Raw genomic sequence first — 13,880 nt, 5'->3', positions numbered from 1 at the left:
TATACTGTATGTGGTATTTACATCACAGATAAAAAAGATCTAAAATAAATGTAGAATATTTAATAGATTCCCTAGTTTCACCCCTATTAATTAAAATTCCCATAGAGGCGACAATGGTTTTACAATTACTCAGACACCAATTTACAGTTAAGCAATTTCACCAAATGGCTGAATCTGGTATTTTGTCAGAAAATGAAAGATTAGAATTAATTCGCGGAGAAATGATTGATATGTCCCCTATTAGTACAAGACACTCAGGTTGTGTTTTATTTTTAAGTAACTTACTAGCGTTGCTATTAGGAGGTCTGGCCTTAATTAATGTCCAAAACCCAGTAGAATTAGATGAAACTTCTGAACCTCAACCAGATATAGCATTATTAAAACCCCGTGCAGATTTTTATAGAACTGCACACCCCCAACCAGAAGATATATTTTTGTTAATAGAAGTTGCCGACACAACGATAAAATATGACAGAGAAGTAAAAATTCCTTTATATGCAGAAGCAAATATTCCTGAACTTTGGTTAATAGATGTTAATCAGGAAGTTATAGAAGTATATCGAAATCCTCTCCAGGGAGTTTATCAAGATATACAGAAGTTAGTAAAAAATCAGACTTTATCAATTTTAGCTTTTCCTGATGTCAGTATTAATGTGACTGAAATATTTTAAATTATCCAGTCATCTTAAAAGGGCTATTTCTGATATACATTTACAGGGTTGCAGATTATGACATCACCTTTTGAACCATCCCAGAAAATTCCCGTTAAACTACCATCTAATCATCCTGACTTATTATTAGGATTAGATGATTTATTAAATCTCGGTTTAATATCTGATGATCAAGTTAAACAAATATCCCGTCAATATCTCACTTGCACTGTAGTATTTACACCTCAAACTGCATCAGAACCAGAGGAAATTTTCACCCCTAGCACACCCCCACGAAAACCATTAATTGCGACTTTACCTCCCATACCAACAGTACCTAAAAAACCCAGCTTTGTTAATTCGATGCTGCAATCTTTTGGTGAAGAATTAAGTGTGCGGTGGTTGCTGTTTTTGGGTATATTTTTAGTAGTGCTTTCCTCCGGTGTTCTCGCTGCAAGTCAATGGGAAAGATTCCCCGCAGTTGGACAGTATGGGGTTTTATTTGCGTATACTTTGAGTTTTTGTGGATTTACATTTTGGGCGGGTAAACAAAGCAATTTAAGGTTAACTGCACAGACATTATTAATAGTCACATTGTTATTAGTGCCTATCAACTTTTGGGCAATGGATAGCTTTAGTTTGTGGCAAAATCCATTGAATTTAATTGTGATAGGAATTGCATCTCTGACTCTCACATTTATTACTAATCAACTTTGTCAAAACCGCAATATTATTAATAATTTTCCCAGTGGTAAATTACCTTTAATCAATATTATCGGTTTGAGTTATTTACATTGGGGTTGGAAGTTATCAAATTTCCCCCTAATTGCTGTTTATTTAGCAATGATAGGCACAACTACTATTACTGTTTACAATCAATTAACCCAACCCCAAGAAAATACAAATATAGAAACTCCACAATGGGGAATTAGTTTATATTTTACTTTCCTGATTTACGCTTTATTAACTTTACTGACAAGGGCTATTTTTATAGCTGGAGTTAATATTACTCAATTAGGTTTAGCAATTGGGATTTGCGGTGGTTTAGTAATTTGGTTATCAGAAAAAAATTCTTCTACAAATCCTTCTATCCTTTGGGAAGAATTAGGAAGAAGTTTACTTTTATTAGGTTGGTTAGTTTCAGTCATAACAGAACCAGTCCAAGCTATAATAGTCAGCATTTTAAGTTTGTGGGTTTTTAGTCGTCGGTTACAAAGATATAATTTACAAAAAGATTTTTTAGCTATTTTCTTAATTGGGTTACAGACAATTTGGCTAGGTTGGAGATTAATTCCTAATGAATTAAAAACATTACTAATTAGCACCGCTACCCATTTAACCAATTCTCAAAATGAACCTTGGGTATTATTGAGTATTGCTTTATTTCCCTACATCATATTAATGTTATGGTTAACAGATAAATTACATGATCAAGAAAATCAAGAATTGGCAGATTTTGGAGAATATCTAACTTTATTTTTAGGGATTTGTTTAACAATAATTAGCTTAGTGAATCCGACATTAAGAACGGCTAATTTTTTATTATCTACTATTACTCTAGCCACATTTATCCAACGTCGTGCAGCTTTTTATCCTCCCTTGATATACTTAACTCATGGTATGGGAGTATTGACGCTAATTTCTAGCATTAATTGGTTTTTACCCAGTTTAAATCAAGAAATTTGGGCTGGTATCTTATTAGCTATCATGATAGCTGAATGGGGATTTAGTCTTGGTGAAGGCATAACGCGACGGAGTGCATGGTATATTGGTTTAGTATTGGCTGCAATCAGTTTTTCTCTATTATGGGTAAATGCTCAAAATTATTGGGCTGGTAATTGGCAAAATCAAAACTCTTTAGGCGTAATTTGGTTAATTACACCTTTAGCATTAACAGGTTTAGCTATTCGTAACACTGAACCAAATCGCACCAATAACAGGTTTTTAAGTGTCTTCGCTGTAGGGATTTCTCAATTATTAACTTTACCATTACCAGGAATAAGATTAATCGGTTTGGGTGTGGGTATAGCGGTAATGTTAGTCCATACTCGCTATTCAAGAAACCAAATATATGCAGGAATAATTATTGGTTTTGGATTAAGTTTCCTGACTGCATTATTAGGTGAAGGTGTATTTGGTTTAATCCAATTAAAAATATCAGGTTGGTTTGTCGTTACTGCATTAACAATACTGAGTTTATGGCTATGGCGTGGTGTACTTTTACGCAAAGGTACAGAATTGGCAATAATTTATGCAGCCGCAAGTGATAAATGGGCGATCGCATTATGTACAATAGAACTATCAGCCCTAACTTTGCACTCCAGCTTAATTTATCAAGGAACTATCAAAACCGAATATTTCTATATTATCACCACAGCCATAATTTTAGGGGCAATTGTCTATCGCAGTTGGGGACAATCTAAAGAAGCAGCATTTTATGGAATCGGTTGGTGTTTAGAATTATTAACAGCAGAAATCTTAGGATTTGGCGAACATTCAATCATTAGAATCGCCATAGCAAACATCATTCTCGGTTTAACAACTCAGCTATTTGGTGAATGGTGGCGACGCAAACATCAATTACAAACATTACCTAATAGTTTTCATATTCTCCCCCTTATTTATGGTGCATTTAGCGTCATTTTGCGATTAAATACCTTTGCCAATTTTACAGGTTTTTGTTCCCTGGGTGTAGCCTTAATTATGATTGGGGTAGGAAGACGCAGGGAAGCATTTAAACCCCTCCTTTATTTTGGTATTATCGGCCTATCAATTTCCGCCTACGAACTCCTATTTTATCAAATGTCCCTATCTAAAGGAGAGGCTTTAGGTGATGGTTTAATTGCCATGTCAGCCCTTGGTACTAGCATCATGTATGCTTACCGTATCCTCACACCCTGGCTGATTAGTTATCTGGGTTTAAATTCTCAAGAATTAAAAAATATTGCCCATCTTCATTGGGTTTGGAGTAGTATTTTATTCCTTTTTGCTATGACTTTACCTATCCAAATTAACTCGTCTATCGTATTAGGAACAGGATTATTTTTAGTTCGCTATGCGATTTGGCAAGGAAAAGAAAATTCCCAAGAAACAAATCAAGAAATCTGGGTTTATTTAGGTTTAATAGAAGTAGGAATTATTGGTATTTATTTACAAAATTTACCAATAGGGAGATTAATATCTGAGCAATTACTACCTTGGAATGGGGCGATATCCTGCCTATTTGCCTACTTCCTATATATCCTACCTTGGCAAAGATTAGGTTGGTCAAAAACGCCTTGGCAACGCACAGCATACATTCTCCCATTAATTATTGTAGGAACAACGGGACTAACAACCTATCCTATTACTTTAATTATCGTTGCTGCTTACTACGTCTTTTTAGCTAACGCTGCCACACAAATCCGGTTTACATATATCAGTTTAATATTAATTGATTGGGCATTATTTACTTGGTTTAATGATTTAAACTTCAGAGATTCTCTTTGGTACGTTATACCAATTGGTTTATCTTTACTATATATTGCCCAAATAGATGAACAACTAAAATTATCAACAACCAAACCTCTCCGTCACAGTTTGCGAATGTTAGGAAGTGGTTTAATTTGCGGTTGGACAATTTTGTTTTATCAAAATCTGCCTTTTATCCCTGGTGTTTTTAGTCTGATTACTATTTTCGCTGGCTTAGGTTTAAAAGTCCGCGCTTTTCTTTATGTTGGTACAGGTACTTTTTTAATTACTAGCATTTACCAATTAGTAATTTTCAGTCTGAGTTATTCTTTCTTAAAATGGATTGTTGGTTTATTAGTTGGTATTTTGTTAATTTACATTGCTGCTAACTTTGAAACCCGACGCACTCAAATCACTGCCCTACTTCGCAATATTAGTGATGAATTTGCCAATTGGGATTGATTAGACATCTGGTGAAAAAAGTAGAGACGTTCCATGAAACATCTCTACAACAATTTTAGAAAACGCACATTTAATCAATTGGATCAATACCCAGTGCGCGTAATTGTTCTGCCAATCTTTCAGCCCGTTGGCGTTCCTGTTCAGCCCGTTGACTTTCTTGTTCAGCCCGTTGGCGTTCCTGTTCAGCCCGTTGACTTTCCTGTTCAGCCCGTTGGCGTTCCTGTTCAGTCCGTTGCTGTTCTTGTTCTACCTTTTCGACTGCCCAGGGTAACAGATTACCTGCTTGATCCCACCATCTTAGCCAGTAACCTATACGCCCCTCTTTTTCTCCTTCCCACAATCCCAAAAATAATCCCATATCTGTAATCCAGTAGCGATTATTCTCGTCTGTTGGCTGTAATTTATACTGTCCTGACTCAATTTGATGAACTTCCAATTCAACCGTCAGGGGATCAAAAATTACATAGGTAGGGACTTGGAGAATTTGTTCATAAAAAAACCATTTTCCGGGGGGGAAGGCGCGTCTAGCTGAGTATTCTTTCCCGTCTGTATCTGAACAAAATTCCATGACAACGCGGGGAATTTCTCCTTCCAGATGAGGTGTATAACTGCGTCTATCTGTTGTCCCAGACAAGGGTAAAACCGTCTGCACAAAAAACCAATCTGGGGCTTTAACAACAAGTTTGTCATTCATTGTGGCACATATGCCTAAATTGGCAGCTATCAGCATGGTGGATTCAATATATCCACTTAGTTCCAGACTTTCTCGTAATGCCCCAGCAATTAATGGTTGTGCAGTGTTTTCCACAGGTTCTTCTTCTAGGATAAAATCTTCGGGTAATGCTTCCCAAGAGATTGCTATTGTTGATAGTTGTGGAGCAGTTGAGATTGGAGTAGCCACCATAACTCTAACTCCCTGTTGTGAGGATTTTTTCTAATTTATTATCGTCCCATTATAACTGAATCTTTAGATTCTTAATTTAACTGTTTGTGGAGTTGCTGAATTGGAAGATAAACTTGAAAAATCAGCAATTTCAAACTTCGTGTCTACCCTGCGGGATCTCTCTTAGAGATAGGACAAAACATAATTCATCTCCCTATTATCCAATGCCAAAAATTAGTATTAATCAGGTTGAGTAGAGGTCGAAAAACTTTCCTGAAAACTTAACTCCTCATATACAGCCAATGTTTCTTGGTGTACACGGGCAACATTTAACCATTCTAGATTTTCCTGCGATCGCTGTTTCCATTCCTGAAGTATATTTGCATCACTCAATAATTTTATTAATGCCTTAGCCAACTGATGACTATCCTGCGCTGGCACTAATATCCCCGCTTTACCATTATCTAACGCCTCTGGAATACCATCTACCTCAGTGGCCACAATCGCCAACCCTGCTTCCCTCGCTTCTGAAAGCACCAAGGGACAGGGATCACGGTGGGAAGCCAAGACAAAAATATCACAGGCTAGTAAATAACGTTGGGGTTCAGGCTGAAACCCTTCAAAGTGAATCCGATGACTAACAGCCGTTGCTTGGGCTTGAGACTCAAATATTTGTTTATCTGGGCCATTTCCGACCAAATATAAATGTACTGCGGGAAAATCCTGGGCAATTTCTTCAAAAGCCGCGATTAACTCAGTAATGCCTTTTCGTTTATACATTCCTGCTACGGTGGCTATCGCTGGACTTTGTAAACTTAAAGGTTGATAATCTGATATTTTCCGAGTTCGAGGACTACCCAATGTCCCATTACAAACTACCCGTAATTTCTGTTCAGGAATTCCCCGTTGCACCATCGAATTTTTGACAGCCTTACTAACAGCAATTACTCGATCTGCTAAACCCATCAATAAGCTACTCCGTTGAAATTCATTATGAACAGTAGCCACTAAAATATATCCATTCTCCCATCTCAAAGCCCGTGCTAACACCACACCAGTCATCATGTGAGCATGAACTATATCTGGTTGAAATTCTTGCACAATTGTTCGATAAGCGATCGCCGCCTTAATCATTGTTATTGGCTGACGATTTTGGTTAACTGCGTAATGTTTAACACCAAATTGATTTAATAATTTTTCGTATCCCCCTCCCGCTGAAATCACCGCCACATCATCGCCAGATTGGGATTGCAAACAAGCCATATCCACAGCTACATTGACAATACCATTACCGATTTCCTGGACATGATTTAATATATGTATGATTCGCATAAAGTTAAAAATGTGTATCAAAATTTAAATTGTCGGTCTTTTTTATAAGTCATGCTTACTATATACAAATTCATTATAATCTAACTGTACATTAAGAAACATATATCAAAGATAATTTGGGGTAGTTAACTTACGGCAGAATTTAGGAGTCACCAATTCATGAGTCACAGAGTAAAACTGGCTTTGTGTATAGGTCGCAATTTGGATTTTGTACCTCCTAACTACGCAACCTGTTGTATACTGAATTATTAATTAATAATCACTGTTTTCTAATCTAATCAGGATCTTCTTAATTAATTATCATTTAAACATTCAGTCCTCAGCTATCAGTTTTCAATACGGAAATACAGAATGTTAAATGTGTATAACTTTCTTCTTCTTCACCATTACTGCTGATAGCTGAATGCTGACATCAAATATTCAATCAAGGTGATAAACGCTCAATTTCCCAGCTGCCATCATCTACACGAGTATATAACAGGCGATCATGTAAACGACTCGATCTTCCTTGCCAAAACTCAATTTTTTGAGGAATCACCCGAAAACCACCCCAATGCGGAGGACGAGGAACTTCCTGATTTTCATATTTGCGCTGAAATTCTTGCAATTGTAACTCTAAGATTTCTCTGTTCGCAATTACTTCGCTTTGATTAGAAGCCCAAGCACCTAGCCGACTATATGCAGGACGGATTTCAAAATAGTTATCAGATTCTGCTGCGGAAATTTTTTCCACAGTTCCCACAATCCTCACTTGGCGTTCTAATTCCGCCCACCAAAAAACTAAAGCAGCATGGGGATTTACGGTCAGTTCCTGTCCTTTTTGGCTATTGTAATTAGTAAACAAGACAAACCCCCGTTCATCAAAATCTTTGAGTAATACCATTCTCGCTGAAGGTTGACCCTCGGATGTACAAGTAGCCAAAGTCATAGCATTAGGTTCAGGTAGCTGGGCTGCTAGGGATTGACCGAACCAAATTTTAAATTGTATAAATGGATTTGGATCAATTTGTTTCTCATTCAAATCCTGTAATGTGTAATCTTTGCGAAGATCAGCTATGTTAGTATCCATTTTTGTTATTTCCTCAAACTTTATCTAATGGCTTGCATTTTATTTCATTCTTTGTTTATGATTGTGTTTATAATACTTAATTAAGTATTTGAGTTCATAATGCGATACATTTACATTTGGTAAGTTTCGCTAACGCATTCATTCCACCGTTAACCAACAAACAGCGATAAACGATCGCTCTGCATTTTTGTTATTTTTAGGATAAAGTCAAGTATTTACTCATCTTCTTCATCTATTTCTTCCAAATTTAAAAGTGGTAACTCACTCTGAACTTCTAAAGAATTAAATTTTTCTAACTCTGTTGGTTGTGGAAACTCAGCAGATGTAAACAATTGACTTTTAATCACTTCATCGAATAAAGAAGATAAAGAGGGATATAAATCTACAGTCGCATCTAAAACCCAAAGTAAATCAAGTAATTCAAGATCAAATTGCCAAGTTTGAGGACGAATATCATCTAAAGGTGAAGACTTTTTACCAGCACCGTCTCTCATTCTATAAGCTAACCAAGATTTGACAACTTCTAAACCAGAAACACTAAAATTATAAACTTCTGGACGGACATTTTCAAATACACCTAGACCAACTTTTAATTCTTGTGTACCGACATCATAAGAAAATTCTGTGGGATAATCATTTACTGTATTGGGTATTCCTTTTTGACAACGAACTCTACCAACAGGAATTTTACCTGGTTTTTTACCACTGGGAACAAACCTTTCACAATGGGTATGTAACCAAACTAAAGTGCGTCCTATTTCTACTACTTTAATAAATAAATCCCTATTTTTGGTAATGGAAATCCTTGGACCAGGTGTTTCTAGTTCATTCCAAAATTCTTTTACATATTTGGGAGTTGCAAGTATTCCATAACAGTAAGCGAAAAAGTCCTCTGGGGAAATATTGTAATTGAATTTATTACTAAGAATTTCTAAAACTCCATTAGTAATATTAGGTTCAGTAGCTTCAGAATTTCTCCACAGAGGAATAATATGTTTAGCACCAAAAGAACCACGAAAATGATCTAAATCAGGAATTAATGAAGTAGCAACTGCTGATGGACCATTACCTAAAACATTAGTTAATAAACTTGTCATATAAACTTGCTTATCACTGTGATAACGCAGTAAGCCAGGTTTAGCATAATCACAGAGTCTATTATCTAATAAAGCCCACTGACGATCAAAACTACGATAAGCATAACGAATTGGTTCTAGAGAAGGACTTTTAGGTAATAAGTTCGTAATAGGGGGTAATAATGTTCCATCTTCTAATGATTTATATTGTTTAGTAATTTTGCGGTCACGGGTTTCTTTAAACAGTTTTTTCTGTATTCCTGGGGATTTACTAGCATTAATCAAAGTTTGCCAACGCTCATTTAAAACTTCCTTATTTTCACCAATTGTCCATGTTCGTTTAAATTGCACTCCACCACTTTGCCAAGGAAATAAATCAGTTAACTTTGCCCAATTTCCATAATCTGTATCACTAACAGGTAAAAATAAATCAGTCCAATTATTTGCACATTCTCGCCATTGTAAATCTTGAAAAGAATGAATATTCTCTAAACTTGCTAATTTTTCTTCAGTTGTACCATCAATTCTGGTAAAATGAACTTTAGCAGGAACTTCAGGTTGAGGTTTATTGTAACAAACACCAATAGCAATAGCCACAGGAGTTTGAATTGCAAATACATTTTCGGTTTTTCTTGCCCCTAAATTATCACCTTCTAAATCAATAATCCAAAGTTCATCAAATGTTTGACGCATGACTTTTCGCATTCCCGCAAATCCGGGTCCACGCAAATAGGAAGAAGCAGTAATAAAACTGATAATTCCGGCGCGATTTTCTGTATTAGCTTCAAATACTTTCCACAATGCCCATCGCCAAAAATAAACATAGTCATTATATAAATTTTTTGCATGAACACCATAACCCATTGCTGTTAATGGTTCAAGAAAATCCTCTAAAATAGGACGTTTTTTGATCAATTGCTCATTTTCATCAATCTTTTGTTCATCGTCTCCAAATCTTACCCATCCACCTTTTCTTTTCTGATTCATTAAATCATCTTCATCAATTGTTTGACGGTTATAAGGTGGATTTCCTAAACAAACCATCACTGGTGTATTTTGTTTAATTTTTTGAGCGCGTTTATATTCTTGCCCTAAAGATTTATAAAATAAAGGTAAATTACCACTTAATTTAGCATAGGGAGATTCTAAAGTATCACTTAAATAAACATGAACTCCATTTTCTGGTAAAGTACCACCTTCACTTAAAATCTGTTGAGTTAGACGTAAATGGGCAACAGCATAAGGACCTACTAAAATTTCAAAAGCGTGAATATTTGCTGCCGCATTTGTAGCAGCAGAAACTTTCATTCCTTTTCCTCTTAAATTACTAATTTGATCCAGTCCATGTTTAATAGCTGTTAAAATATAAGTACCTGTACCACAAGCGGGATCTAAGGTAATAACTTTATCATCTACAAAGGAAAATTCAGCATCAAAATGTTCTGCTAATAATTCAGCTACTAATCTAACTTGTGTTTTAATTACAGGAATGGGTGTATAATAAACACCTCTTTCTTTTCGCATTTTTGGATCATATTTAGCCAGAAAATCCTCATAAAAATATAACCAAGGATCTTCAGAACCATCTTTATTTAGTGCTGTAACATCAATAGCTGCAATTATTCTTTCTAATAAATTTACAGAAACTTCTATTTGTTCCCGTGCTGCTTCATCACCTAATATTTTTAAAGCATCAGCTAGTAAATTATGACCTGTTCTAATAGTTTTAACAGCTTGTGGTAAAGATAAATCATCTGCACCAGAAAATCTGGCTAATAAAAGTGCATAAGTTAAAGTTTGAGCATAAGCATCTGCAAATTGTTGATTATCTGCATCAGGAAATAAATAATGTCGCCAGTCTTTAGCTACTTGACTTAAATTAGATTCAGGATCTTCAAGAGCAGTTAAAACATCTTTTCTTAATAACCGACAAATAGGAGCAAGCATTTCTGCTAAAGCTTTAGGTGTAGAAGGAACAATAGGTTGCCAATTTAAAAAATCACGTAATAATATTAGTAAATCATTAGCATTTTGAGCAGTGATAGCTGATGCACCCTTAGCAGTAATATCTCCTGAAAATTTAATTGTTTTTCCTACTTTTTCACCTGTGCGATAAAGTCCCCAACTATTACCATCTGTGTAAATCACATTGGGGAGACTTTTAAACTTTTCCCATTGTTGTTTATCATCTCCTTTCAATTTATTGGGATCTGCGCCTTTTCCTGGTGCTTTTAGTTCAATATGTCCCATTAAAAGACCATTAATTGTTATTCCCATATCTGGCCTTCCTGAAAGTACCTTTTCTCGGACTTCCGTAACTACTACAATAGATAAATTTAAAATATTGGCCGCTGATTTTAATAAATTTTCAATAGGTGATTTTAGTTGGTCTTCCGCACCAAAAGAAACAGAAGAAAGTGAAAATTTAGTAGTTAAATCTTTTGCACAGTCTTGAAGATGGGATAAAAATTGAATTTCAGGATTACTAGACATATTACAAAAACCCTAATAATGATTGACGCAGGAATATATGTGTTTAATTATCTTAGTGTATATTTTTCAGGTTGATTTTATTGATACAGAGAACTATATTAAACTTAACAATTAATAGATAATTAGGTTAATAAAATAAAACCAAACTGTGTAAATAAAGGTAAAATTCCTGGAAACTTCTTCACTCTTGCCTTGCTATACTACAATTTTCAACCCCAACCTTATATCTTAGAAGTGGGCTTTCCCTCCTACATCCTGCTATATGATCAAAATCAGGAATTATTTACACAATAGATAAAGGAAGTGACAAAAGTATGGCAACACCATCCTCAATCATTCCTCTCTTACCCCTGAAGTCCTTGCTTATACATTAAATCAGATGCGCCGTTCCGCTTCTCTGCAAACTCTATTAATTTATGGACTCAGTGGACCAATTATCGCCCTCAATATCTGGCTACTGTCTGTATTATTTCGTTTTTTCCAGAATCCAATTACTATTCTCAGTATTGCGGCAATTCTGGCTTTTTTACTGAATTACCCGGTTAAGTTACTTGAGAAAGTCAGAATTACCCGCACTCAAGCGGTAATCATTGTTTTACTACTAACTTTAACTTTGTTTATTGTTTTGGGTGTTACTCTCGTACCCATGCTAATTGACCAAACCATTCAACTTTTAAATAAGATTCCGGATTGGTTGGCGACTAGTCAAGCTAATTTAGATCACTTAGAAAGTTTAGCAAAGCAGCGGCGCTTATCTATAGACTTAAAGCTGGTAACAAATCAAATAAATGCTAATATTCAAAATCTGGTACAGCAAATAGCTTCAGGGGTAGTAGGATTTGCAGGAACACTATTATCAGGAATACTGAATGTAGTCTTAGTCATCGTTTTAGCTTTTTATATGCTCATATATGGCGATCGCGTTTGGTCTGGTTTAGTTAATCTGCTACCATCTAATATTGGTATTCCCTTTAGCCGATCATTGCAGTTAAATTTCCAAAACTTTTTCCTAAGCCAATTATTGCTGGGACTGTTCATGGTCATAGCCCTCACACCCATATTCTTATTTCTAAAAGTCCCATTTGCTCTCTTATTTGCCATTATAATTGGTATTTCTGGACTTATTCCCGTTGTTGGCGCAACTTTAGGCATTGGTTTAGTCACAATGTTAGTATTAATCCAAAATTGGTGGTTAGCCTTTCCGGTCGCTACAATGGCAGTTATCATGCAACAAATTAAAGATAATCTGTTAGCTCCAAAATTAATGGGTAATTTTATCGGACTCAACCCCCTGTGGATTTTTATCGCCATTTTAATGGGATTTGAAATTGCCGGATTATTAGGAACACTCGTTGCTGTGCCAATTGCTGGGACTATCAAAGGCACTTTTGATGCCATCAAAAGCAGTAACCATAGCGATTTTGTCTCAAATTTTCGAGTTAATTATGGCTCAGAATTTCAAGAAGATAAATAAGTTGGGCATGGGGCATGGGGCATTGAGAAAATTCTTCCTTCTTCTGACTCGTGAACTCCTGATAGCGAAGCGTGGCGTTAGCCATACTCCTGAACTCCTGGTATATTAAATTTTAAATTAATGGATGCAGCCGAATTATTAGAAAAAATTACACACCTGATTGAGCAAGCTGAAAAAGGGGAAATTGACCCTTGGGACGTGCGAGTTATTGAGGTGATTGATCATTACTTGGAATTAATGTCCCCAGAAGCAAAAACCATCAGAGGCTACGAAAGTGACTTATCTCAATCTGGACAGGCTTTTTTATCAGCATCAATGCTCGTATTATTTAAAGCTAATACATTAGTTCAGTTATCAACAGTATATAATACTCCAGAAAAAGTTTTAGATGATACACTATTAGGAATTGAAGACGGCTTGTTATATCCGGCCCATCGTCTGCACCTAGAGCAACACTTGCGTCGTCGTCCGGCCGCTATGCCACCGCCAAAACGTCGGGTGACTTTGCAAGAGTTAATAGACCAGTTGCAAATTATGGCCAGCCAGCTAAAACTGGTAAAAAAAGTTGATAAACCTAGGCGGTTTAAAGGTCGGCCTAGTGTGCAGACCATGCGAGAAGCTCTAGAGTTAGCGCACCAAGAAAATTTAACCCAAGTCGCGTTAGAAATAGAGCAGGTGTTATATGGTGCTGCTAAAGAGCAAAATTCAGAGGAACAATATTGGAATCTAGAAGAACTGATAGATTTATGGATACAGACAAAACAACCAGAGAAAAATGGGGAGCATCATGAATCAGAACACGGTAACTTAGTTAGCGTTTTTTGGGCTTTACTACTGCTATCGGCTCAATCTAAGGTAGAACTATTTCAAAAAGAATTTTACCAGGAAATTCAAATCCGCTTACCTAGCTAAAAGCAGGGGGCAGGGGGAGAATAAATTTCTATCTATTCCAACTGACAACTAACAACTGTACGGGCGAAGCATTTGGAGA

General features: G+C 36.0%; 8 protein-coding genes. 4 read left to right on the top strand and 4 right to left on the bottom strand.

Annotated elements, in window-relative coordinates; translation table 11 throughout:
- Nucleotides 1-113: 113 nt before the first annotated feature.
- Entirely contained in the window at nucleotides 114-671 is a 558-nt protein-coding gene (locus FJR06_RS13950; RefSeq protein WP_168651641.1) for a Uma2 family endonuclease, read from the top strand.
- A gap of 57 nt (nucleotides 672-728) precedes the next feature.
- Nucleotides 729-4,562, top strand: a complete 3,834-nt coding sequence (locus tag FJR06_RS13945; protein WP_168651640.1) for a DUF2157 domain-containing protein — start codon at nucleotides 729-731, stop codon at nucleotides 4,560-4,562.
- 70 nt (nucleotides 4,563-4,632) lie between these two features.
- Here the strand turns inward: FJR06_RS13945 and FJR06_RS13940 are convergent, their stop codons facing one another.
- The 4 genes from FJR06_RS13940 to FJR06_RS13925 form a co-directional block, all read right to left on the bottom strand.
- The gene (locus FJR06_RS13940; RefSeq protein ID WP_371260404.1) at nucleotides 4,633-5,463 is read right to left on the bottom strand and encodes a Uma2 family endonuclease; all 831 of its coding nucleotides are present in this window, start codon (nucleotides 5,461-5,463) and stop codon (nucleotides 4,633-4,635) included.
- 222 nt (nucleotides 5,464-5,685) lie between these two features.
- Nucleotides 5,686-6,777 (bottom strand): glycosyltransferase, encoded by a 1,092-nt coding sequence (locus FJR06_RS13935; RefSeq protein ID WP_015080116.1) that lies wholly within the window; start codon nucleotides 6,775-6,777, stop codon nucleotides 5,686-5,688.
- Nucleotides 6,778-7,201: 424 nt separating this feature from the next.
- Nucleotides 7,202-7,846 carry a pyridoxamine 5'-phosphate oxidase gene (gene pdxH / locus FJR06_RS13930; RefSeq protein WP_015080117.1) on the bottom strand — a complete coding sequence of 215 codons (645 nt, stop codon included), beginning with the start codon at nucleotides 7,844-7,846 and terminating at the stop codon, nucleotides 7,202-7,204.
- Between the two features lie 215 nt (nucleotides 7,847-8,061).
- A complete protein-coding gene (locus tag FJR06_RS13925) occupies nucleotides 8,062-11,415 on the bottom strand; it encodes a type ISP restriction/modification enzyme (protein ID WP_015080118.1) in 3,354 nt (1,117 codons plus the stop codon).
- A 379-nt stretch (nucleotides 11,416-11,794) separates the two neighbouring features.
- Here FJR06_RS13925 and FJR06_RS13920 point away from each other — a divergent pair, with 379 nt between their 5' ends.
- Both FJR06_RS13920 and FJR06_RS13915 read left to right on the top strand, forming a co-directional pair.
- The gene (locus tag FJR06_RS13920; RefSeq protein ID WP_015080119.1) at nucleotides 11,795-12,889 is read left to right on the top strand and encodes an AI-2E family transporter; all 1,095 of its coding nucleotides are present in this window, start codon (nucleotides 11,795-11,797) and stop codon (nucleotides 12,887-12,889) included.
- Nucleotides 12,890-13,009: 120 nt separating this feature from the next.
- Nucleotides 13,010-13,801 carry a segregation/condensation protein A gene (locus FJR06_RS13915; protein WP_168651639.1) on the top strand — a complete coding sequence of 264 codons (792 nt, stop codon included), beginning with the start codon at nucleotides 13,010-13,012 and terminating at the stop codon, nucleotides 13,799-13,801.
- The last annotated feature ends 79 nt before the right edge of the window (nucleotides 13,802-13,880 follow it).

The organism is Dolichospermum sp. UHCC 0352 (genome assembly GCF_009711925.1).
GTDB lineage: Bacteria > Cyanobacteriota > Cyanobacteriia > Cyanobacteriales > Nostocaceae > Dolichospermum > Dolichospermum lemmermannii.
Note: the sequence above shows the minus strand (reverse complement) of the source record. Positions and strands in the feature narration are given on the sequence as shown.

Excerpts from the sequence above, each read along its gene's own strand:
- FJR06_RS13920 (WP_015080119.1), top strand. The coding sequence starts at position 11,795 with ATGCGCCGTTCCGCTTCTCTGCAAACTCTATTAATTTATGGACTCAGT.
- FJR06_RS13925 (WP_015080118.1), bottom strand. The coding sequence starts at position 11,415 with ATGTCTAGTAATCCTGAAATTCAATTTTTATCCCATCTTCAAGACTGT.
- FJR06_RS13950 (WP_168651641.1), top strand. The coding sequence starts at position 114 with ATGGTTTTACAATTACTCAGACACCAATTTACAGTTAAGCAATTTCAC.
- FJR06_RS13915 (WP_168651639.1), top strand. The coding sequence starts at position 13,010 with ATGGATGCAGCCGAATTATTAGAAAAAATTACACACCTGATTGAGCAA.
- FJR06_RS13935 (WP_015080116.1), bottom strand. The coding sequence starts at position 6,777 with ATGCGAATCATACATATATTAAATCATGTCCAGGAAATCGGTAATGGT.
- pdxH (WP_015080117.1), bottom strand. The coding sequence starts at position 7,846 with ATGGATACTAACATAGCTGATCTTCGCAAAGATTACACATTACAGGAT.
- FJR06_RS13945 (WP_168651640.1), top strand. The coding sequence starts at position 729 with ATGACATCACCTTTTGAACCATCCCAGAAAATTCCCGTTAAACTACCA.